The organism is Dactylosporangium sp. NPDC051087 (genome assembly GCF_055586325.1).
Map to the genome: position 1 here is coordinate 103,096 of NZ_JBVJIJ010000030.1, position 21,149 is coordinate 124,244.

Consider the following 21,149-nt stretch of genomic DNA (forward strand, 5'->3'; position numbering starts at 1 on the left):
ATGCACGGCGGACCGGCACCCCGGCTGCGGAAGCCGCCATCCGTGCCGCCCGTGACCTTCCGGGGTGACTATGCGCCGCTGGTCATCGCCGCGCAGGCCGGCAGCAGGGACGCGCGTGACGAGTTGATCTCGGCGTGTCTGCCCCTGCTGTACAACATCGTCGGCCGGGCCGTGGGCAGGCCCGCCGATGTGGACGACGTCGTGCAGGAGACATTGCTGCTGGTGCTGCGGGACCTGCCGGGCCTGCGCAGCCCTGAGAGCTTCCGGCCGTGGCTGGCCGCGGTGGCGATGCATCAGATCGGCAGGCACAGGGACCGCTGGCAGTCCACGGCGGCGCGGACCACCGCGATCGAGGAGGCGGCCGACGTCGCGGACAGCGCGGCGGACATCGAGCGCACGACAGTGCTGCACATGCAGCTCGCCGAGCAGCGACGCCGGTTGGCCGAGGCGAGCCGATGGCTGGATCCGGACGACCGGACCCTGCTGTCGTTGTGGTGGCAGGAGACGGCGGAGCTCATGAGCCGCGCCGAGGTGGCCGAAGCCATGGGGGTGAGCGTCGCGCACGCCGGTGTCCGTCTGCAGCGGATGCGCGAGCAGCTGGAGCGATGCCGGGGAATCGTCAGCGCCCTCGCCGCCGAGCCTCGCTGCGCCGGCCTGGACACCGTCGTGTCCGAATGGGACGGGCAGCCGTCGACCGTCTGGCGCAAACGGATCGCCCGGCACGTCCGCGACTGCGCCGTCTGCACCGCGACCACGGCAGACCTGATCAGGATCGACAAGATCATCACCGCCCTCGCCGTGCTGCCCGTCCCGGCCACGCTCATCGCCGCCCTCATGGCCAAGGGCCTGCTTCCGGCGGCCGCGAACTCGTTCGCGCACGCCGCGACCGGCACCGCGCACCTCTCGCTGGCGGGCAAGCTCGCGGGTGCCGTGGCAGCGCATCCCCTCGTCTCCCTCGTCGCGGGCACGGTCGTCGTGGCCGGGATCGTCATCACGCCGATCGCGGTGTCCACGCCACCGGTCGAACCGACGCCCACCCGCGTCGCGGTGCCACCGCCGAGACCTCCGCAACCACCGGTCACCGCCGGGTCCGCGACCAGAGGACCCGCACCGGGCACCCGCGAGCCCACCGCACCCTCGACACCGGGACCGAGCCTTTCCAGCGCCGTGCCGGTCATCGGGCGGACGTGGACGCTGACCGCGGAGCACAGCGGCAAGCTCATGGACGTCGAGGCACATTCCGGCGCCGATCGGGCCCCGGTCATCCAATGGCCCGGGACCGGCGCCGACAACCAGCGGTGGCAGGTCATCGACGCCGGCGGTGGCACCGTCACGCTCAAAGCCGTGCAGTCCGGCAAGTGCCTGGACGTCGCCGGCCGCTCCACCTCCGCAGGGGCCTACCTGCAGCAGTACCGGTGCCACAACGAAGACAACCAGAGGTTCACCGTCACACCGGTGACGACGGCGCCCGCGGGTGTCTACGTCATCAGGAACGTCCTGAGTGGACTGTGCGTCGACGTCTTCGGCAACGCGGCGGACGATGGCGCCCGGCTGGTCCAATGGACCTGCCAGGGCACCACCAACCAGCAGTGGCGATTCACGCAGGCCTGATCGGCGTCTTTACTTCCAGCGTTGGGGGTAGCCGGGCAGGTCTTTGCAGCCGCACATGGCGTAGTGCAGTGGCGGCATGTTGGCGTCGACGTAGCTGTCGAGGTTGTCCTGGGTCACCGTCGGCTGGGGCAGCTTCCACGGGCTGGACACCTGCTCACCGTTGAGGATCTTGATCGCGGCGAGGATCGGGGTGCGCCACTGGTAGGTCGGGTAGGTCGGCGCGATCGCGGTGAGCTTCTTGTCCTTCCACAGCTTCAGGAAGTCCAGCTGGTCCTCACCGTTGATCGGCGGGACGGGCTTGCCGGCGTCCTGGAACGCCTCCACCGCAGCAACCGCCGTCGCACCCGCATCCATCCAGATGCCGTCGATCGTGCCGTACCGCTGGATGTAGTCGTTGACGATCTTCTTCGTCTTCGCCGGGTCACCATCAGTGAACTCGACCCCGACGACGTTGACCTTCGCCTTGTCGAACTGGACCTTGGCGGCGGACCAGCGGGTCTCCAGGACGTCGACGCCGGGCAGGATACGCAGCGCGAGGACCTTACCGCCGGGCTTGACCTTCTCCGACAGGAACGACGCACCGACATGCCCGAAGCCGTAGCCGCCGATGGGGTTGATGAACGTGACCGGGCACTTCGTGTCCACGCCGCGGTCGAACACGATGACCGGCAGGCCCTTGGCGCAGGCGGCCTCGACGGCCGGGGTCAGCGTCGCGGTCGTGTTCGGCGACACGATCAGCGCATCACAGCCCTTACCGAGCAGGTCGTTGATGTCCGCGATCTGCTTGCTGTCCTTACCCTCGGCGTCGACGTGGACGAACTCCTTGATGTTCGCCTTCTGCGCCTCGACCTCAGCCTGCATGACCTTGTAACCAACCTGCCGCCACGGGTTGTTGAGCGCGGCGTTGGAGAAGCAGATCTTGTACGGGCCCGCCTTCTTGTACTTCGCGGTGTCGACCATCTTCGGGTTCAGCACCTGCTCCCACGGCTTGTCCGCAGGACCCGTCGCCGTCGCCTGCAACAACGACAGCTCATTGTCGTAGTCCGCCTGCACGAAGAACTTCGACTGCTCACCCGTGCCAGAGCCGGCAGCAGCGCTGGACGACGCGGCACCGGAAGCCGTCGTGGTGGGCTCATCAGTGGCACAACCGGTCAGGATCAGCAACGCCGCCGTCATGGTCGCGGCGACGTACGTGGATCGTCTCACGTGAACTCCAAGGGGATGCGGTGCCTCGCCAACACTTCGGAGCGTGAGCAGCGAGTTCCATGGCATGGCGATTTCTCCTAACGGTGTGTCACCTCATGGCGTGACCGCATCGCCGAACGCAGCACGCAACGTAGGCATCGAACTTCACATCGCTAGATCTTCCGATTGTCCGCTGCAGCACTTCTGCTGGAGGAGACAAAAGTTTGTGTCCGCCACGTTAAAGGTCGGAGCGCCGACTGGCAATGACGTAACCCGATCAAGACAGAACAGCTACGAAACCGTGCTCTCCGGGCGAAGAAATGGGCTGCGAAAAAGCGTTATGAGCTGCCCATGTGTTGTCCGTATTGACTTCAAAAGGTCTGCCAGAGCAGGCTTGGCGCCGCGAGCCATGGCAGAAGAACCCATCGTTGTGACTCTTCGTCACGGCAGCTGACGTGTCTCCATCCGGTCGATGTCACTGTCCGTCGCGGCGGACGGCAGTCGGCCCGACCGGATCACTCACACGTCGCTCAACCCTGTCCACGGGTGGTGCTGTCGTGCGCCCATGGCCCGCATCGCGTTGTCCCGCCGAGAGGAAACGGCATGCGAAGAAGCACGTTGATCCTGGGCACCATCGTCGGCATGTTGCTGTCGATGGCGCTCGTCAAGCCCGCGGCGGCGGCGCCCGCCTTCCGCGCGCTGGTGTTCACCAAGACCGTCGGGTATCGGCACGACTCGATCCCCGCCGGCATCCAGATGATCCAGCAGCAGGCCGCCGCCAACAACTTCGAGGCGGTGTTCAGCGAGGACTCCGCCGTCTTCACCCCCGCCAACCTGGCCACCTTCGACGTCCTCGTCATGCTGCAGACGTCAGGCATGGTCTTCACCACGGCCGCCCAGCGCTCCGCCGTGGAGGGCTACCTGGCCAGCGGCAAGGGCATCGTCGCGATCCACAACGCCACCGACATGGGCATCGACACCGAATACCCGTGGTGGGACCAGACGGTCAACGCGGGTGCGCACATGCCCGAGCACTCCCCCGGCGTCCTGGCCGGCCAGGCCATCGTCGCGGACAAGTTCCACCCGTCGACCGCGGGTCTGCCGGACCGGTGGAACCGCAGCGAGGAGTGGTACAACTTCGACAAGAACCCGCGCGGCGACGTGCACGTGCTCGTCACCGCCGACGAGCGCACCTACAACCCGGGCGGCCGCGCCATGGGCAGCGACCACCCGATCTCCTGGTGCCGCAACACCGGCGGCGGGCGGGTCTGGACGACCGCGATGGGTCACGCCATCGAGTCCTACAGCGAGACGTTCTTCCGCAACCACGTCCTGGGCGGGATCCGGTGGGCGGCGGGCAACCTCGCGGGCGACTGCGGCGGCACCGTCTGGGGCAACTTCGAGAAGCGCACCCTGGACGACAACACCGCCGACCCGATGGCCCTCGCCGTCGCACCCGACGGGCGGGTCCTCTACGTCCAGCGCGCCGGGCAGGTGCGGATCTTCAAGCCCAGCACCAACACCACCGTCACCGCCGGCACCCTGAGCGTCTACACCGGCGGCGAGGACGGCCTCACCGGCCTGGCCCTCGATCCGAACTTCGCCAGCAACGGGTACGTGTACGTGTACCACTCGCCGGCGAGCAGCACGACGGACATCAACCGGGTGTCCCGGTACACGCTGAGCGGCGACACGCTGAACATGTCCAGCGGCGTCACCATCATCGACATCCCCGCCACCCGGGACCGCACCTCCCCGGAGCCCGGCCACACCGGCGGCTACATCGCCTTCGGGCCGGACGGCAACCTGTACATCGGCACCGGTGACGACGTCGCGCCGAACCTCGACAGCAACTGGCAGGGCTACGCCCCGCTCGACTGGCGGGCCGGCAAGTCGCACCTGGACGCCGCGAAGACCGCGGGCAACACCAACGACCTGCGCGGCAAGCTGCTGCGGGTCCGCCCGGCGGCAGCCGGCGGCTACACCATCCCGTCGGGCAACCTCTACCCGCAGGGCACCGCCCAGACGCGGGCCGAGGTCTACGCGATGGGCTTCCGCAACCCGTTCCGCTTCTCCATCGACCCGGCCAACGGCTGGGTCTACCTGGCCGACTACGGCCCGGACCGGGGCCTGCCGACCACCAACCGCGGGCCCGAGGGTCTCGTGGAGCTCAACGTCATCAAGGCCGCCGGCAACTACGGCTGGCCGTTCTGCCACGGTGACAACCAGCCCTACGCGCCCTACAACCCGGACACCGGCGTCGTCGGCGCGAAGTTCAACTGCGCCGCGCCGGTCAACAACTCGCCCAACAACACGGGCCTGACCAGCCTCAAGCCGGTCGTCGCGCCGAACATGTGGTACGGCTACGGCGCGTCGCCGAACTTCCCGGAGCTCGGCTCGGGCGGCTCGGCGCCGATGGGCGGTCCCGTCTACCGGTACAACGCCGCCAACCCCTCCTCGACGAAGTTCCCGCAGTACTACGACGGCGTCAACTTCTTCTACGAGTGGTCCCGCAACTACGTCAAGGAGGTCCACTTCGACGGCAACACCGCCGTCACCCGGACCAACACGTTCCTGCCCGGCGGCGGCTTCAACAAGCCGATGGACATGGAGTTCGGCCCCGACGGCTCGCTGTACCTGCTCGAATGGGGCTCGGCGTTCGGCGGCGGCAACAATGACTCCGGCCTCTACCGCATCGACTACGTCCAAGGTGGACGGTCGCCGATCGCCAAGGCCAACGCGACGCCCACCAACGGCAACGCGCCGCTGAACGTCCAGTTCTCCAGCGCCGGCACCATCGACCCGGACCCGGGCAACACGATCAGCTACCTGTGGACGTTCGGTGACGGCACCACGTCGACGGCGGCCAACCCCGCCAAGACGTACACCGCCAACGGCAACTACACGGCCCAGCTGAAGGTCACCGACAACACCGGCAAGACCGGCTTCGCCAACGTGCAGATCACCGTCGGCAACACCGCGCCGACGGTCACGGTCAGCACCCCGGTGAACGGCGGCATGCTCAACTTCGGCGACCAGGTCTCCTACACCGTCACCGTCACCGACCCCGGTGGCGCGGCGATCGACTGCTCGAAGGTCTACGTCAACCCGGCCCTCGGCCACGACGACCACCTGCACGAGACCACCGAATACCCGGGCTGCTCCGGGACCATCTCCACCGACCTGCTCGGCGGGCACCCTGACGGCGCGAACCTGTTCTACGCCCTCATCGCCCACTACACCGACAACGGCGGCGCGGGCGGCGCGGCCCCGCTGACCGGCTACGGCCAGGCGATCCTGCAGCCGAAGCACAAGCAGGCGGAGTACTTCACCGCCCAGTCCGGCATCCGGGTCATCGACCAGGCCGGGGCGGAGAGCACCAAGCGCATCGGGGACATCTCCAACAACGACTGGATCTCGTTCAACCCGATGAGCCTGCAGGGCATCACCAACGTCACCTACCGGGTGTCCACGCCGACCGGCGGCGGCTCGATCGAGCTGCGCGCCGACTCGCCGACCGGCACCCTGCTGGCGACGACGCCCATCGCCAGCACCGGCGGCTGGGACAACTACGCCAACACCGCGACGGTCAACACCGCCGCGCTGTCCGGCACGCACACGCTCTACATGGTGTTCAAGAACAGCGCCAACAACGGCTTCGACCTCGACTCGTTCACGTTCGGCGGGGCCGGCGTCGGCACCCCGAACACCGGCGGCGTGGCCGGCAAGACGTGGACGATGACCGCGCAGCACAGCGGGAAGAACGTCGACGTCAACGGCGTGTCGACCGCGGACGAGGCCCAGATCATCCAGTGGGCGCCGACCGGCGGCAACAACCAGAAGTGGCAGGCCGTGGACGCCGGTGGCGGCGCGGTCTACCTGAAGGCCGTGCACAGCGGAAAGTGCCTCGACGTCGTCGGCAACTCCACCGCCAACGGGGCGTTCCTGCAGCAGTTCACCTGCAACAACGGCAACAACCAGAAGTTCACCGTGACCCCGACCGGCACGTCCGGCGTGTACACGGTGAAGAACGTCCAAAGTGGATTGTGCATCGACGTCAACGGCAACTCCACTCAGGACGGCGCGCGCCTGCTGCAGTGGACCTGCCACGGCGCGACCAACCAGCAGTGGCGCTTCACCCTGGCGTAGCACCCGCATGACGGCGCCGGCCCCCGCAACGTCGCGAGGGCCGGCGCTTCCTTGCTCCGTGAAAACAGATGTAATTCATTGCCATCGATCGCCTTCGTCCGTACCGTGCGGTGCCGGTGTACGACGGAAGGAGCACGGACATGTCGATGCGATGGTGTGCGGGGCGCCGGGCCCTGCTGCTCGGCGCCGGTTCCGCGGGGCTGCTCGCGGCCTGCGGTACCTCGGAAGGTCAGGCCGCGCCCGCCGCCCCGCCGGCGCCCGCCTCGCCGGTGCCCGCTTCAGCGTTGGCCGGTCTGGTGAGCGCCGCGGACGTCCCCGTCGGCGGTGGGACCGTCATCGGGGACGTCCTGGTCGTGCAGCCGGTCGCCGGCACCTTCAAGGCCTACGACGCGGCCTGCCCGCACAAGGGCGTGAAGGTCACCCCGCCGAAGGACGGCGTCGCCACCTGCCCGGCGCACAACTCGACGTTCGCCATCGCCGACGGCGCCCGCATGAGCGGCCCGGCGACCAGCGGCCTCAAGGAGATCGCCATCGAGGTGACCGGCGGCGTCATCACGCGAACGACCACACCTGGCGGATCCAGTTGATGTTGCTCTGCGTGTCGTACAGGCAGCCCGCGGTGTAGACCCGGACGCTGTTGTCGCCCGAGCTGTTCCTCGTCGCCATGCACGTGCCCGGGTAGCCGACGCTCTCCAGGCCGAGGTAGGGGCCGACGTTCGCGGTGGGCCGCACCCGCCACAGCCCCTCGGGGTAGCCGTTGCACGGCTGCTGGACGACCGGACCCCAGTAGCTCGTGTGCAGGCACAGGTTGCTGCCGGTGTTGCGGATCTCGTACTGCGGGTCCGCGGCCGTGCCCCGGTTCCAGAACTGCCAGCGCTGCATGGCGCCGCCGGACTGGTAGCCGTGGCAGCCGTAGACCTGCATCGGGTTGCCGGCCGCGTTGCTGCCGTCCTTGTTGTCCAGGCACTTGTTCGACGACGTGTTGTAGTACGGCGCGTGCAGCTCCACCCAGACGTCCGGGTCGGGCACGGTGTTGTTCGCCTGCGCCGCGCTGCCCGCGGCGCCGACGACGGTGGCTGCGAGCAGGAGCGTGAGCACCATGCGCAGGCCGTTACGGATGACCATGAAGCCTCCCTGTCGATTGCGTACAGGCACCGTCGCAGGGGCTCCTGACGCCGCACTGACGCGGCGCTGTGGTCACAACATCAGCTTCATGCCCTCGTGGCTGGCGACGAAGCCGAGCCGCTCGTAGAACCGGTGCGCGTCCGGGCGCCGCTTGTCGGTGGTCAGCTGCACGAGCGCGCAGCCGCGCTCCCTGGCCCGGTCCACCACCCACGTCATCAGCGCCGCGCCGAGCCCGCGGCCCCGCCGGTCGGCACGGACCCGGACCGACTCGACGAGGGCCCGCTCGGCGCCGTGCCGGCCCAGCCCCGGGATGTACGTCACCTGCAGCACCGCGACGACCTCACCGCCGGTGCCGTCCTCCTCGCCGTCTTCCTCGGCGACGACGAGCAGGTTGCGCGGGTCCTCGTCCACCGCCTTGAACGCCCGCTCGTAGGCCTCGTCGACGACGGCGGAGTCGCGGGTCCTGCCGAGCACGTCGTCGGCGAGCAACGCGACGACGGCGGGCAGGTCGGCGTGGACGGCCTCGCGGAAACGCATCCGCCGATGGTAGCCAGCCCTCTGGCACAATCGTCCCGTGCCGCCCCGTGACCTCCTCCGCGCGCGGGTCGCGACCGCGCTGTTGTTCCTGCTCTTCGGCATCACGCTCGGTGTGTGGACCGTCCGCATCCCGGCGATCAAACGCGACCTGTCACTCGACGACGGCGCGCTGAGCATCGCCCTGCTCGCCTTCGCCGCCGGTGCCATCACGGGCATGCAGGCGACGGGCCGGCTGGTGGACCGCTTCGGCAGCCGCCGGGTGATGCTGCCCGTCGCGTTCGCCGAGGGGCTGGTCCTCATCCTGCCCGCCTACGCCCCGGGGCTGCCGGCCCTCGCCGTCGCGCTGTTCGTGTTCGGCGCCGTGCACGGCACGCTGAACATCGCCATGAACGCGAACGCCATCGACGTGCAACGCGCCTGGCAGCGGCACATCCGTCCGAGGCCGATCATGTCGTCCTTCCACGCGGTGTACAGCATCGGCGGCTTCATCGGCGCGAGTATCGGCGGCCTGTTCGCCCACGCCGGCATCGGCCCGCGGGGCACGTTCACGTCCGTCGCCGCCGCGATGGCCGCGCTCGCCGCCTGGTCGGCCCTGTGGGCGATGACCGGCGATCCGTCCACCGGCCCGGCCCCCGCGCAGGACGGCGGCCGACCGGTGCGCGGGGTGCTGTTCCTCGGGGTGCTCGTCTGCTGCGCGCTCGTCGGCGAGGGCGCCGCCGCCGACTGGAGCGCCGTCTACCTCCGCGACGACCTGCACAGCTCCGCGGGCTTCGCGGCGGCCGCGTTCGCCGCGTTCTCCGTGGCGATGACGGTCACCCGGCTCGTCGGCGACCGCCTCACCGCCCGCTTCGGCCCGGTCCTGCTGGTCCGCGCCAGCGGGCTGCTCGCCGCCGCGGGCCTCGGCGGCGCGCTGCTCATCGGCGAGCCGCCCGCCGCCGTCGCCGGCTTCGCCTGCCTGGGCGCCGGGATGGCGCTCATCGCCCCGCAGGTGTACTCGGCCGCCGGCGACCGCAACCCGGACGCCGCGGGCCGCGCACTGGCCCGCGTGGTGGGCCTCGGCTACCTCGGGTTCCTGCTCGGCCCGGTCCTCATCGGCGCCGCCAGCACCGTCGCCGGCCTGCCCGCTGCCCTCGCCATCCCGGTCGTGCTGGCGCTCTTCGTCGCCGGGTCCGCGACCGCGCTGCGCCCCGCAACCGGTTGAACGGCTCCGGACAGCCACCGGCGCTCTCGGCGCGGTCACGCCACGTCGACCTTCCCGGTCGCGGCGTCGTGGATCAGCATCCCGGGCGGCAGGCGGGCCGGCGCGCCGACCGCCGGTGCGGCGATGCTCCGGTGCGTGCCGGCCTCGGGCCGTCCATGATCTCCATCAGGCTCGCCTCGCCGAGGTGTTCTGACGGACCGGCTCAGCTCCCGGCGCCGGGGGTGTGCTGGCCGGGAGGGCGGGCGGCCGACAGGATGAGGGCCGACGTGGCGAGGACGAACACGGCGAACGTCAGGAAGCTCACGAACCGGACCGTCCACAGCGGACCCGCCAGCGGGAACGCGGCACCGGCCGTGAGCAGGACGGCGGCGGTCCAGCCGAGGGCCCTGACGAACGCGTTGCGGACCAGGGTCGCCGTGGCGGCGGCGAACACCGCGGCGGGCAGGCCGATGAGCGCGATGCCGGCACTGTTGGCGAAGAGCAGCGCCGCGACCGTCGAGTCGTCGAGCCGGGCGTCGCCGCGGGCCATGGCGACCGCGTCGAGGAACGAGGTGGCGGTGCCGCCGGCCACGACGAGCGCGGCCGCCGCGGCCGCCGCCAGGGTCGCGGCCGGCGGGTGCGGCGGGCGGGTCAGCACGCGGGGAGCGAGCACCCCGAACGGCAGGAGCAGCAGCAGGAACGCGCAGCCGGCGACGTAGTCCCCCGCCAGGTACCGGGCGCCGTGGTCGTGGAAGAAGGCGCGCACGTCGGCGACCGGGGCGTCCGCCGCGGGCGGCTCGCCCTGCAGGACGGCCGCGCCGATCAGGAACAGCACGAACCAGCCGATGCCCAGCAGGCCGACCCATCGGCCGTCGGAAAGTCGAGACATGGCCACCATGCTGCGCCGGACCGCCCGTCCGGCACGTCATGCCGGCGTCCACATCGGAGGGTCGTCCTGTGGTGGTACACCTGCCGCCGCCGCGTCATCCGCGGGACTGACGTGGCCGGCGCGGGCTGCGGTGGCGGCGGTAGCCGGTGGACGGTCCCCGGGCCGGACGACGGGACCGCCGATCGGGGCCACGATGCGAGACATGACGAATGCCATCAGGACACGGGGGCTGACGAAACGGTACGGCTCCCGCACCGTCGTCGACGGCCTCGACCTCGACGTGCCGGCGGGCGTGGTCGCCGGCTTCATCGGCCCGAACGGCGCGGGCAAGACCACCACCCTGCGGATGCTGCTGGGTCTCGTCCGGCCCGACGCCGGCGACGGCAGCGTGCACGGCGTCCCGCTCAGCCGGCCGGCCGCGTACCTGCCGCGGGTCGGCGCGCTCATCGAGAGCCCGGCGTTCTACCCGGGGCTGTCCGGCGCGCGGAACCTCGCCGTCCAGGCGGCTCTCGGCGGCACCGACCCGGCGGCCATCCCGGCGCTGCTGGAGCGAGTCGGGCTCGGCTCCGACCAGCCGTTCCAGCGCTACTCCCTCGGCATGAAGCAGCGGCTCGGCATCGCGGCCGCGCTGCTCGGCGACCCGGCGCTGGTCGTGCTCGACGAGCCGGCCAACGGCCTCGACCCGGCCGCGATCCGCGACATGCGCGGGATCGTGCGGTCCATCAACGCCGACGGGCGGACCGTGCTGGTCTCCTCGCACCTGCTCAGGGAGGTCGAGCAGGTCTGCGACTGGCTGATCGTCATCGGCGAGGGCCGGCGGCTGTTCCAGGGCCCGACGAGCGAGCTGCTCGCCGGCGGCGGCGACCTCGAGGAACGGTACCTGGCGATGTTCCCGAAGGAGCGGTCATGACCCGCGCGTTCAGATCTGAGCTGCTGAAGCTGCGCCGGCCCCGGGTGGTGTACGGGTCGCTCGGCGCGCTGCTCGGCTTCACGGTCCTCGTCACGGTGCTGACGCCCCCGTCGGCGGATCTCACGGCCGGGTTCACGAACGCGTCCCGGCTCGACGGGGTCGTCGTGCTGCTCGTGTTCCTCACCGGCGTCACCACCGAACACGGCCTGGGCACGCTGCGGACGCTGCTGCTGCGCCAGCCGCTGCGCGACCGGCTCCTCGCCGGCAAGGTCCTCGCCCTGTCCGTGTGCACCGCGGGTGCGTTGCTCGTCGCGCTGGTCGTGAGCCTGGCGGCGGCCGCGGTCGTCGCGGGCGCCCGCGGCACGGCGACCGGCCCGTGGCTCGCCGGCGCCGCCACCGGCTACGCCGACGCCGTGCTCGCCGCCGCCTGCTACGGCGCGATCGGCCTGGCCCTCGGGGTGCTGCTGCGCTCCACGGCCGTCGCGGTCGCGGTGGCGCTGTTCTGGTTCGTCATGGTCGAGAACATCGCCCGCAACGCGTTGCCCGCCGCCGGCCACTGGCTGCCCGGACTGCTCGCCGGCGCGGTCACGGGCGTCCCCGGCAGCGTCCCCTACAGTCACGGCCTCGCCGGGGTGCTGGTGTACAGCGCGCTCGCGCTCACCACCGCCTTCGTCACCTTCGACCGCCGCGACGTGAGCGCCTGACGCACCCGGCGTCAGGTCATCCAGCCCGGCCGGATCAGCCCGGTCTCGTACGCCAAGATGACCAGCTGCGCGCGGTCCCTGACGCGCAGCTTGGTCATCGCCCTGCTGATGTGCGTCTTGGCGGTGGCGAGGGTGACGAACAGCCGCGCCGCGATCTCCTCGTTCGTCAGGCCCTGCGCGGCGAGGACCATCACCTGCCGCTCCCGGTCGGTGAGCTCCGCGAGCCGCTCCACGGGCAGGGCGACCTTCGCCCGGGACGCGAACTCGGCGACGAGCCGCCGGGTGACGCTCGGCGCGAGCATCGAGTCGCCGGCGGCGACCACGTGGATCGCCCGGATCAGGTCGTCGGGCTCGTTGTCCTTCAGCACGAACCCGCTCGCCCCGGCCCGCAGCGCGTCGAACACGTACTCGTCGAGCTCGAACGTCGTGAGGATCAGCACCTTCACCGCGTCGAGCCGCGGGTCCGCGGCGATCAGGCCGGTCGCCTCGATGCCGTCCATCACCGGCATCCGCACGTCCATGAGCACCACGTGCGGCAGCAGCTCGGCGGCCTTCTCCACGGCGGCGCGCCCGTCACCGGCCTCCGCGACCACGTCGATCCCGCCGTCGGTGAGCAACGCCCGCAGCCCGGCACGCATCAGCGCCTGATCGTCCGCGAGCACGACCCGGATCACGACGCCGTCCTGTACGGCAGCCTCGCGTGCACCCGGAACCCGCCGCCCGGCGCCGGGCCCGCCTCGAAAGTGCCGCCGAGGCCGGTGGCCCGCTCCAGCATCCCGGCGATGCCGTCACCGTCGCCCCGCCCCGGAAGCGCCGGCGGCCCGGCGTCGTGCACGGTGACCGTCACGTCCTCCTCCCCGAACGCGAGCCGCAGCGTCGCGGCGCCCGCGGTGCTGTGCCGGCGCACGTTGGTGACGGCCTCCTGCACGATGCGGTACGCCGCGAGGTCCACCGCCGTCGCCAGCTGCCGCGGCTCACCGTCGACGGTCTTCGTCACCCGCAGCCCGGCCTCCCCGGACCGGTGCAGCAGCTCGTCGACCTGCCCGAGCCCCGCCGTCGGCCGCCGCGGCGCGTCGGTGTCGTGCCGCAGCACCGCGAGCGCGGCCCGCAGGTCGTCGAGCGTCTCCCGGCTCACCTGCTTGATCGCCGCCACGGACGCGCGGGCCTGCTCCGGATCCCGGTCGAACAACCGCAGCGCGACGTTCGCCTGCACATTGACCAGCGACACGTGGTGCGCGAGAACGTCGTGCAGGTCCCGCGCGACCCGCAGCCGCTCCTCGCTCACCCGCCGCCGCTGCTCGGCGACCCTGGCCCGCTCCGCGTCGGCCCGCCGCTCCCCCGCGACCCGGACCGCCTCCCCGGCGGCCAGCAGCAGTCCCAGGACCGCCGCGACCGCCACCACCGCCTCCGGCCCCGGCGCCTCCTGCCGCCCGACGGCCGCGCTGACCAGCAGATACACGGGCAGCCCCACGGCGATCACCAGCCACGCCGCCCGCCGCCGCCCACTCGCGACCGTGACCACCATCGCGACCGCGAGACTCAGCGCGGCCGGCCCGAACCGGTAGTTCAGCGTGTAGTACGCCGCGGTGACCACGAAGTTCCCGGCCAGCACGACCACGGGCGCCCGCCGCCACCCCCACAGCAGGACCGGCCCGATCACCAGCAGCACCACGGCGACGGCATCGACCGGCCGCCGCTCGGTGACCCGCTGCGCGGCGGCGACGGTCGTGGCCACCTGCACGGCACCGACCAGCACCGGCACCCACGGCCGCCGCCACCACCGCTCCCACACCGCACCGGCGCCCGGCACCTCCGCCGATCCACCCCCGCTCATGGGACCCCGGCCCATGGCGTCCACGTCCGCGGCATCAGCACCCGGCGCTTCCGCCGGGTCGTTACGGCGCGTTCCTCCGCCCACGGCAGCGGCGAACGACCGCCGCGACCACCGCTTCCACACCGCATCGGCCACCGGCTTCACTGCCGCGCCGCCGCGACCCTCACCTCGGTCCACCACAACCTGGTCCATCGCACCAACGTCTGCGGCATTCCGGTCGGCGGCGTCGCTCACCGGTTCCCCCGCCGCGCCGGCAACCGACGCCCACTGTGCGTGTCCCCGCCTCCCGCATGATGGTCCGCGGCGTTCCCGTTCACAGCGGCATTCCCCGGCACCCCGCACAGGACAGGCAACCGACGACCGCGGCCCGCCGTCGTGCCATGCACCCCGGTCAACCGCAGTCCCGTCACTTGCGCCTCCGTCATCCGCGTCTGCGGCGCCCTCGTCCCCCAGCACCGTCGTTCCCAGCGCCGTCGTTCCCGGCGCCGTCGTTCCCAGCGCCGTCGTCCACGGCGCGCTTTATCTGCGGCGTCGTCGTCCGCGGCGTCGGGAGCCGGTTTGCGCACACGGCCAGCGCGGCGCGTCCCCAGCCCGACGTGGACCACGACGGAGTTCACGACCGGCCCCCGCAACGGCGAACGACCACCGCCGCCTCCACACCGCACCGGCCACCGGCATCGCCGCCACACCGCCGTGGCGCGCCCCCGTCCACCGCGCCTCGGTCAACCGCACCGCCCACTGGCATCACCGCCGGACCGCCGCGGCGCAGGCCCGTCCATCACGCCTCCTCAACCGCACCCCCGTCTGCGACGCCTCCGTCCGCGGCGTCAGCGACCAGTTCCCCCCGCACAACTGGCGCGGCGCAGTCCCCCGACCACAGCAACGGCGAAACGACCGTCGCCGCCGCACCGCCGTGGCTCACCATGGCGCGGTGCACGGCACTCCGATCCGCCGCACCGCCGGACGGCTTGCTCATCGATCCGGAAGCGGCGTCCGAACCGAGCCGGTCCAAGCCGGTGCGAGCCGACCGAGCCAAGCCGGTCCGAGCCGAGCCAAGCCGGTCCGAGCCGAGCCAAGCCGGTCCGAACGAGCCGAGTCGAGCCGGTCCGAGCCGAGCCGACGCCAAGCAGAGCCGAGTCGGGCCGCGAGGGGTGCCTGCTGCGGTGGCGGGTGGGCGGAGCGACCAGGGCTTGCGCGCCGCAACGGCGACCGGCACCCCCGCCGGACCGCCGTGCAGCGCGCCCCCGTCCACCGCGCCGGCGAGCGGCGTTTCCGCCGGGTCGTGGCGCGCGCCCCCGTCTTCCGCGCCCCGGTCCACCGCGCCCCCGTCCGTTGCGCTCTTGCCGACCCAGACTATGGCCGGCCGCGCCGCCGGTCGTCATCCTCCAGACCCCCGACCGCCTACCACCCGAGGAGTAGTCCTCCGGGCCCGCCTACTACCCGGGGAGGACCCGATACCCACCGCAGGTCGTGGCCGTCTCGTTGAAGGTGGCGAACTCCTCGACCCAGTCGCGCAGCTGGGTCGGCTGGTCGAAGTAGAACAGGGCCATGTCGCCGATCAGGTCCGCGGTGAGCGCGGCGCGCAGCCTGCCGGCGATGAACGCGCACTGCTCCGGGCTGACCTGCGATCCGCCGGAGTTGAAGTGGCTCACGGGAAGCGACGACGCGGACGGCGCGAACTGCTCGTTGCCGAACAGCCGCTCCTGGTCGCCGCCGGCGATGGCGCCCGCCTCCAGCAGCACTAGCCGGACGAAGCCCATCTGCCAGTCGTCGAGCTTGAGGCCGGCACCCTCGGCAGTGAAGTCGTAGCCCACCGGCAAAGCCTAGTGGCAGACCCGGTTGCCGCGGGCGCCATGGGCAATTAGTGTATGGCTTCATTATGCAGTACGTAACTGATGACGAGGGCAGGCTGTTCGACCCGGGCACACGGGCCGCGCTGGCCGCGTTCACCGGCGAAGCAGATGAAGCCGGAAGGCTGCTGGAGGCCGCCGCGGCGGTCCGGGCCGCGGCCGGGGCGATCGAGCAGCTCCGATCGGCGGGCGCGGCCGGGCGGGGGCTCAGCGCGGGCGGGTTCGACCTGCTGCTCCGGCTGAGCATGAGCGGCGGCGACGGCGTGCCGCTGGGTGAGCTGGCGCAGGCGCTCAATGTCACCCCGCGCAACGTCACCGGCCTCGTCGACACCCTCGAGCGTGACGGCCTGGTGCGGCGCGTGCCGGACCCGGCCGACCGCCGCTCGGTGCGCGCCGTCGTCACCGCTGACGGCGTCGCCTGGCTGGACAGGTTCCGGGCGCCGACGCGCATGGCGATGGAGGCCGTGTTCGCCGGGTTCGGTCCCGGCGAGGCGGATCAGCTGCGCGACCTGTGTCTCCGGCTCGTCCAAGGAGTGCGAGGAGTTCGATCACGATGAGCGCTGTCGATGTGGTGCGGGCCTATCACGATGCCAGGTTCCGGGGCGACGTCGCCGCGGCCGTGGCGCTGACCGGGACGCCGTTCAGGTTCGAGAGCCCGATGCTGCGGTTCGACGACCCGGCCGCGCACCTGGCGGGCCTGCCCGACTTCCTGCGGATCGTCACCGGGGTCGAGCTGCGCTCCGAGTTGTACGGTGCGGCCGAAGCCACCCTCGTCTACGACGTCCACACGGCCACGCCGGTCGGCACGCAGCGCACCGCCGAACACTTCCGGCTCACCGGCGGGCGGATCACCGCGATCACGCTCATCTTCGACGCGACCCCGTGGCAGGCGATGCGCGCGGCCGTCACCGGCTGACCGGGGCCGCGCGGCCGTCACCGGCTGACCCGGGGCGCGCGGCAGTCACCGGCTGACCGGGGCGGGCGGCGATCAGCCGGCGACGACGATCGACTCCATGGTGCGCACGACGGCCTCGGCGTCGGTGAGGGACAGGAAGGCGGTGTCCACGTCGACGGTGAGGACCAGGGCGCCGGGCTCGTCGTCGATGTGCAGGAACAGCGGCTCCGTCGGGCCCGTCGACGCGCCGACCCATTCGAAGACGCCGTCTGCGGTGGTCGTGTCGGGTGCCGGGGCGCGCTGGACGCGGCGGTCGTTGTAGCAGACGGTCCGGGTGACGTCGGTGCCGGTGCGGGCGAGCAGCTCCGCGAGGTGCAGCGGGTTGTAGTAGGCGTGCTTGTGCGCGGCGAGGGAGGCGCGGGCGACCCGGCCGAGAGCCTCCGGGAGGGGGCAGGCCACGTCGGCGACGCAGAGGCCGAGCTGGGCGAGGGGGGTCACGACCTCGGCGAGGCCCGAGCGGAAGCGGTTGCCGACCAGGTGCCGCACCGCGACCTGGTCGGTGGCCGTGACCTGCCCGACGGCCATCATGAACGCCGTCGACAGGATCGTCGCCGGGTCCACGCCGGTGCGGGCGGCGACCACGGGCAGGGCGCCGGCCATCGACCGCGACGTGAAACGTGCCTTCGGATACTGCTGCGGTCCCGGCGTCAGCACCGGCGACAGCACCGTGACCGACGGCAGGTGCCGCTCCCAGTGGCGGATGGCGGCCGCGCTCTGCCGCTCGCCGGACGGCGACCGCTGCCAGGCGGCGAGCTCGAGGGGCTGCGGCCCGGTGACGGGGGTGGCGAGGCGGGCACCGGCCTCGGCGACCATGACACCGGCGCCGATCGCGTCGGTCACCAGGTGCGGCATGATCACCACGAGCCGCTCGGGGCGGCCGTCGCGGCAGACGATCGCGGCACGCAGCGGCCAGTCCTCGGCGAGGTCCGGCTTCGCGGTCCGGTATCCGTGCTCGACCTCGGCGGCGAAACCGGTCGGGTCATCGGACTCGTACACCTCGACGGGCAGGATCCCGTCGGCGTGGACCTCCTGGAGCGGCCGGTCGTCGTGGCGCAGCCGCGTGCGGAACGACTGATAGCGCTCCAGCGAATAGCGCAGCTCGTCGACCAGATCGGCGACGGTGGTGCCCGGCGCGACCGGCTGGTGCCCGCCCATCGGCAGCCACGACCGCTCGCGGTCCATCGTGAGCAGCATGGACTGCTGACCCCAGGTCAGCTCGGCGATGCCGCTGCCCTCGCCGCGAAACGCGACGTCGATCCGATCCACAACGTCAACCATCGATGGACCCATCCTCGTCAGGCTCGCGACCCACGCACAGCCTAGCGGTCAATCGTCACGGCACCAGATGGATGCGGACCTTTCTCGCGGTGACCGCCGCGTCCTCCAGGACATTGAGCCGCGGCTCTGCGACTTCCAGCAGGTGGGGGTGGCGCAGCGAGGCGATCCGCTCCAGCCGGGGGTCTTCGAGGACCAGGTCGATCATGCCCCGGTCGCCGCCGCAGACGAGCGCGGCGAGATCGGTGCGGCCGCCCAGGATCCGCGCGGCGATGTCGGCCGTCTCCTCGACCGCCGCGTCCGTCTGGTTTCCGCGGCGCCTGGCGTACCGCTGCTGCGACCACCCTCCGGCGGCGGTCCGCCCTTGCACGTAGAACCGTTCGACCTTGGACGACGCCAGGGTGGTGCCTTCGACGACCCCGACGGCCGCGGCGCCGCGCCGCACGAGCAGCAGCCCGATCACCGGCGGCTGCGCGATCCCCTCCAGCAGGGCGTCGATGTCGGTGACCCCGTCGAGGCCGGGCGGCGGGTGCAGGGCCGCGGTGTCGCCGTTGCTCTCGCCGGTGAGGGTCAGCGCGTCCTCGCTGGCGCCGTTGTGCCGGCCGTAGAAGCCGTCGAGCCAGCCCTTGAGCCGCTCCGGGGAGATCTCGACCCACCGTCCCCCGCCGGCGGCGGGCCGCGCCTTCACCATCCGGCCAGTCTGCCCTACGTCAGTGCACGAACAGCAGCGGTACGAGCACGACGACGCCGACGATCGCCACCGACGACAGGACGCCGCGCCAGGTGCGCAGGAACCGCCGGATCCGGCGGCGCCGGCCGCCCCTGCGCGGGTGGGGGCTCGGCTCGTCCCGGGTGACCGCGAAGATCTCCAGCCAGAGCCCGCCGAGCAGCGCGAGCGGCGACGCCACCGCGACGACCGCGAGCCGGACGCCGGTCAGCGGCGGCATGGTGTTGATGACGACCGCGGTCACCGCGGCCACCAGCACGGCGACGGTGAGCTGCGCGACGGCACGCAACCGTCCCTGCACCGCCACCTCCTTTGGTCGGCCCTCAGCGTAGGTCGCGGGCGGGGGCGGCAGGGAGGCCCTTCACCCGCCCGCGTGAACGGCGGGGAACTCGGCCGTCACCTGCCATCCGTCGGCGGTGGGGCCGTAGGTCAGCGTCCCGGCGGCGGCCAGCACGTCCGTTTCGAGGCTGCGCAGCCCGTACCGGCCACCGCCACCCGCGCGTGCCGGGGGCTTCGCACCGGGCGGGCGGTGGGTGGTGAGGCGCAGCGCGGTGGCCTTGACGCTCGCGCGGAGGGTGGTGCCGGGGCCGTCGTGCCGCAGGGCGTTCGTCGCCGCTTCGGCCGTCAGGCGGTACACCACCTCGCGAACGGCGACCGGGAGCACGGTCAGCTCCTCGGCCAGCCCTTCCCGCACCGACAACCCGGCCTCGCGCAGTGCGGCGAGCCGCGCCTCCAGCGTGCTCGCGTCGTCCCGCCGGCGCTCCTCGGCCAGGGCGAGGCGCACCTCGGCGAGGGCGTCGCGGCCGGCGCCGAGGACGGTGTCGAGGCGGCGCCGGTCGTCGGGGGCGAGCCTCGCGGTGGCGCGCAGCGCCTCGCCCTGCACCAGCATGACCGTCATCGTGTGGGCGAGGCTGTCGTGCAGGCGGCGGGCCAGCCGCTCGCGCTCCCGGGCGGTCTCGGCCTCCCGTTCGGCGAGCCGCCGCTCGGCCCGCTCCCGGTCGTGCTCCGCCCGCTCCCGGTCATGTTCCGCCCGTTCGCGGTCGTGTTCGGCTCGTTCCTGGTCGTGCTGCGCGCGCTCGCGGTCGTGTTCGGCGCGTTCGCGGAGGTGCTCGCCGCGCTCGACGCCGGCCAGCCAGGTGACGATCAGCGCCACGGCGGCGAGGAGGCCGCCCTCGACCGGGCCGCGCCGGACCGCGCCGGTGACCGTGACGAGCACCGTGGCGGCGCCGCACATCCCCCACCGCACGGCCGGTGACCGGTGCGTCGCCGCGGTGTACATGGCGAGGGACACCGGCAGGTAGCCGACGGCGCGGCCCATCCCGAGCAGCGAGTGCGCCGCCGTCGCCGCGCTGATGACCGCGAGGACCGTGCCGGGCGCGACGCGCCGCCACACGAGCGGCACCAGCTGCCCGACCGCCAGCGGCACCGAGATGACCGTGCCGGACAGGGCGTAGAGCGTGACGAGGGTGGCGTACAGCGTCAGGTCGATCGCGAGCCGCCAGTGCCGGCGGAGCCGGGCCGTCATCCGTCCCCCTGACATATCATCGGCCGGGTGATCCGGCTTGCCATCGTCGACGACCAGGCGCTCGTCCGCGAGGGGCTCGCCCTGATCCTCGGCGCCGAGCCGGACATCGAGGTGGTCGCCGAGTTCGCCGACGGTGCCGCGCTGCTGCGCGACCCGGTCGCCGCCGACCTCATCCTGCTCGACCTGTATCTGCCGGGCGCCGACGGGGTCGCGACCATGCTGCGGCTGCGCGACCGGCAGCCCGAGGTGCGGGTGCTGATGCTGACGACGGTCGGCAGCGCCGCCGACATCCAGCGGGCGCTGACCGCCGGTGCCGACGGGTTCGTGCTCAAGGACGCCACCGGCGCCGAGCTCGCCGCGGCGGTCCGGGGCGCGCACGCCGGGGTGCGGCCGCTGAGCGCGTCCGCCGCCGACCTGCTGTGGCCGCGGCCCACCACCGGGACGCCCGCGACCGCCGACCTGCGCGCGCTCACGCCCCGGGAGCGGGAGGTCCTGGACCTGCTCGGGCAGGGCCTGGGCAACCGGGAGATCGCCGGGGCGCTCGCCCTCGCGGAGCGGACCGTGAAGGCGCACGTCAGCAGCGTGCTGGCGAAGCTCGACGTGACCAGCCGCACCCAGGCCGCGCTGCTGGCCCGGAGCCTGCGCGGGTAGTACCAAAGACCGGGACGGGTCAGGTACCTTTGCCCGTTCCCG

Annotated in this window: 20 protein-coding genes; 9 read left to right on the forward strand and 11 right to left on the reverse strand. The window is 72.2% G+C overall.

Going from position 1 to position 21,149, the window contains the following annotated elements:
- The first annotated feature begins 51 nt into the window (after positions 1–51).
- Entirely contained in the window at positions 52–1,611 is a 1,560-nt protein-coding gene (locus ACZ6TV_RS43265; RefSeq protein ID WP_465305235.1) for a sigma-70 family RNA polymerase sigma factor, read from the forward strand.
- Between the two features lie 9 nt (positions 1,612–1,620).
- On the opposite strand, the gene ACZ6TV_RS43270 is transcribed toward ACZ6TV_RS43265, so the two are convergent.
- Positions 1,621–2,817, reverse strand: a complete 1,197-nt coding sequence (locus ACZ6TV_RS43270) for a substrate-binding domain-containing protein (protein WP_465305237.1) — start codon at positions 2,815–2,817, stop codon at positions 1,621–1,623.
- Positions 2,818–3,399: 582 nt separating this feature from the next.
- Here ACZ6TV_RS43270 and ACZ6TV_RS43275 point away from each other — a divergent pair.
- Positions 3,400–6,945: a ThuA domain-containing protein gene (locus ACZ6TV_RS43275; protein WP_465305239.1), complete on the forward strand. Its 3,546-nt coding sequence runs from the start codon at positions 3,400–3,402 to the stop codon at positions 6,943–6,945.
- Between the two features lie 140 nt (positions 6,946–7,085).
- A complete protein-coding gene (locus tag ACZ6TV_RS43280) occupies positions 7,086–7,532 on the forward strand; it encodes a Rieske (2Fe-2S) protein (RefSeq protein ID WP_465305241.1) in 447 nt (148 codons plus the stop codon).
- On the opposite strand, the gene ACZ6TV_RS43285 is transcribed toward ACZ6TV_RS43280, so the two are convergent.
- A complete protein-coding gene (locus tag ACZ6TV_RS43285) occupies positions 7,498–8,070 on the reverse strand; it encodes an RICIN domain-containing protein (RefSeq protein WP_465305243.1) in 573 nt (190 codons plus the stop codon). The genes ACZ6TV_RS43280 and ACZ6TV_RS43285 overlap by 35 nt on opposite strands.
- Positions 8,071–8,142: 72 nt before the next feature.
- Entirely contained in the window at positions 8,143–8,607 is a 465-nt protein-coding gene (locus tag ACZ6TV_RS43290) for a GNAT family N-acetyltransferase (RefSeq protein ID WP_465305245.1), read from the reverse strand.
- A 37-nt stretch (positions 8,608–8,644) separates the two neighbouring features.
- Between ACZ6TV_RS43290 and ACZ6TV_RS43295 the strand changes: the two genes are divergently transcribed.
- Positions 8,645–9,808, forward strand: coding sequence for an MFS transporter (locus tag ACZ6TV_RS43295; protein ID WP_465305247.1), 1,164 nt, complete (start codon positions 8,645–8,647; stop codon positions 9,806–9,808).
- A gap of 202 nt (positions 9,809–10,010) precedes the next feature.
- Here the strand turns inward: ACZ6TV_RS43295 and ACZ6TV_RS43300 are convergent, their stop codons facing one another.
- Positions 10,011–10,676: a hypothetical protein gene (locus tag ACZ6TV_RS43300; protein ID WP_465305249.1), complete on the reverse strand. Its 666-nt coding sequence runs from the start codon at positions 10,674–10,676 to the stop codon at positions 10,011–10,013.
- A gap of 202 nt (positions 10,677–10,878) precedes the next feature.
- Between ACZ6TV_RS43300 and ACZ6TV_RS43305 the strand changes: the two genes are divergently transcribed.
- Positions 10,879–11,586, forward strand: a complete 708-nt coding sequence (locus ACZ6TV_RS43305; protein WP_465305251.1) for an ABC transporter ATP-binding protein — start codon at positions 10,879–10,881, stop codon at positions 11,584–11,586.
- Positions 11,583–12,290 carry an ABC transporter permease subunit gene (locus ACZ6TV_RS43310; RefSeq protein WP_465305253.1) on the forward strand — a complete coding sequence of 236 codons (708 nt, stop codon included), beginning with the start codon at positions 11,583–11,585 and terminating at the stop codon, positions 12,288–12,290. Before ACZ6TV_RS43305 ends, ACZ6TV_RS43310 begins: the two co-directional genes overlap by 4 nt.
- An 11-nt stretch (positions 12,291–12,301) precedes the next feature.
- Here ACZ6TV_RS43310 and ACZ6TV_RS43315 read toward each other — a convergent pair whose 3' ends face one another.
- From ACZ6TV_RS43315 to ACZ6TV_RS43325, 3 genes are all read right to left on the reverse strand, one after another.
- Positions 12,302–12,964: a response regulator transcription factor gene (locus ACZ6TV_RS43315; protein ID WP_465305255.1), complete on the reverse strand. Its 663-nt coding sequence runs from the start codon at positions 12,962–12,964 to the stop codon at positions 12,302–12,304.
- Entirely contained in the window at positions 12,961–14,124 is a 1,164-nt protein-coding gene (locus ACZ6TV_RS43320; protein ID WP_465305257.1) for a sensor histidine kinase, read from the reverse strand. Before ACZ6TV_RS43320 ends, ACZ6TV_RS43315 begins: the two co-directional genes overlap by 4 nt.
- Before the next feature lie 1,436 nt (positions 14,125–15,560).
- Positions 15,561–15,938, reverse strand: a complete 378-nt coding sequence (locus tag ACZ6TV_RS43325; RefSeq protein WP_465305259.1) for a hypothetical protein — start codon at positions 15,936–15,938, stop codon at positions 15,561–15,563.
- Between the two features lie 65 nt (positions 15,939–16,003).
- Between ACZ6TV_RS43325 and ACZ6TV_RS43330 the strand changes: the two genes are divergently transcribed.
- Together ACZ6TV_RS43330 and ACZ6TV_RS43335 are read left to right on the forward strand one after the other, a co-directional pair.
- The gene (locus ACZ6TV_RS43330; RefSeq protein ID WP_465305261.1) at positions 16,004–16,531 is read left to right on the forward strand and encodes a MarR family winged helix-turn-helix transcriptional regulator; all 528 of its coding nucleotides are present in this window, start codon (positions 16,004–16,006) and stop codon (positions 16,529–16,531) included.
- Entirely contained in the window at positions 16,528–16,890 is a 363-nt protein-coding gene (locus tag ACZ6TV_RS43335) for a nuclear transport factor 2-like protein (RefSeq protein ID WP_465305263.1), read from the forward strand. Before ACZ6TV_RS43330 ends, ACZ6TV_RS43335 begins: the two co-directional genes overlap by 4 nt.
- Positions 16,891–16,962: 72 nt before the next feature.
- Here the strand turns inward: ACZ6TV_RS43335 and ACZ6TV_RS43340 are convergent, their stop codons facing one another.
- The 4 genes from ACZ6TV_RS43340 to ACZ6TV_RS43355 are packed head-to-tail and all read right to left on the reverse strand — an operon-like array spanning position 16,963 to position 20,456.
- Positions 16,963–18,207, reverse strand: coding sequence for a condensation domain-containing protein (locus ACZ6TV_RS43340; RefSeq protein ID WP_465305265.1), 1,245 nt, complete (start codon positions 18,205–18,207; stop codon positions 16,963–16,965).
- A gap of 55 nt (positions 18,208–18,262) precedes the next feature.
- Positions 18,263–18,895: an acVLRF1 family peptidyl-tRNA hydrolase gene (locus ACZ6TV_RS43345; RefSeq protein ID WP_465305267.1), complete on the reverse strand. Its 633-nt coding sequence runs from the start codon at positions 18,893–18,895 to the stop codon at positions 18,263–18,265.
- A gap of 19 nt (positions 18,896–18,914) precedes the next feature.
- Complete coding sequence (locus tag ACZ6TV_RS43350) at positions 18,915–19,232, reverse strand: hypothetical protein (RefSeq protein ID WP_465305269.1); 318 nt, start codon at positions 19,230–19,232, stop codon at positions 18,915–18,917.
- 60 nt (positions 19,233–19,292) lie between these two features.
- Positions 19,293–20,456: a sensor histidine kinase gene (locus ACZ6TV_RS43355; RefSeq protein ID WP_465305271.1), complete on the reverse strand. Its 1,164-nt coding sequence runs from the start codon at positions 20,454–20,456 to the stop codon at positions 19,293–19,295.
- Between the two features lie 27 nt (positions 20,457–20,483).
- Between ACZ6TV_RS43355 and ACZ6TV_RS43360 the strand changes: the two genes are divergently transcribed.
- The gene (locus tag ACZ6TV_RS43360) at positions 20,484–21,107 is read left to right on the forward strand and encodes a response regulator (RefSeq protein ID WP_465305273.1); all 624 of its coding nucleotides are present in this window, start codon (positions 20,484–20,486) and stop codon (positions 21,105–21,107) included.
- Positions 21,108–21,149: the final 42 nt, after the last annotated feature.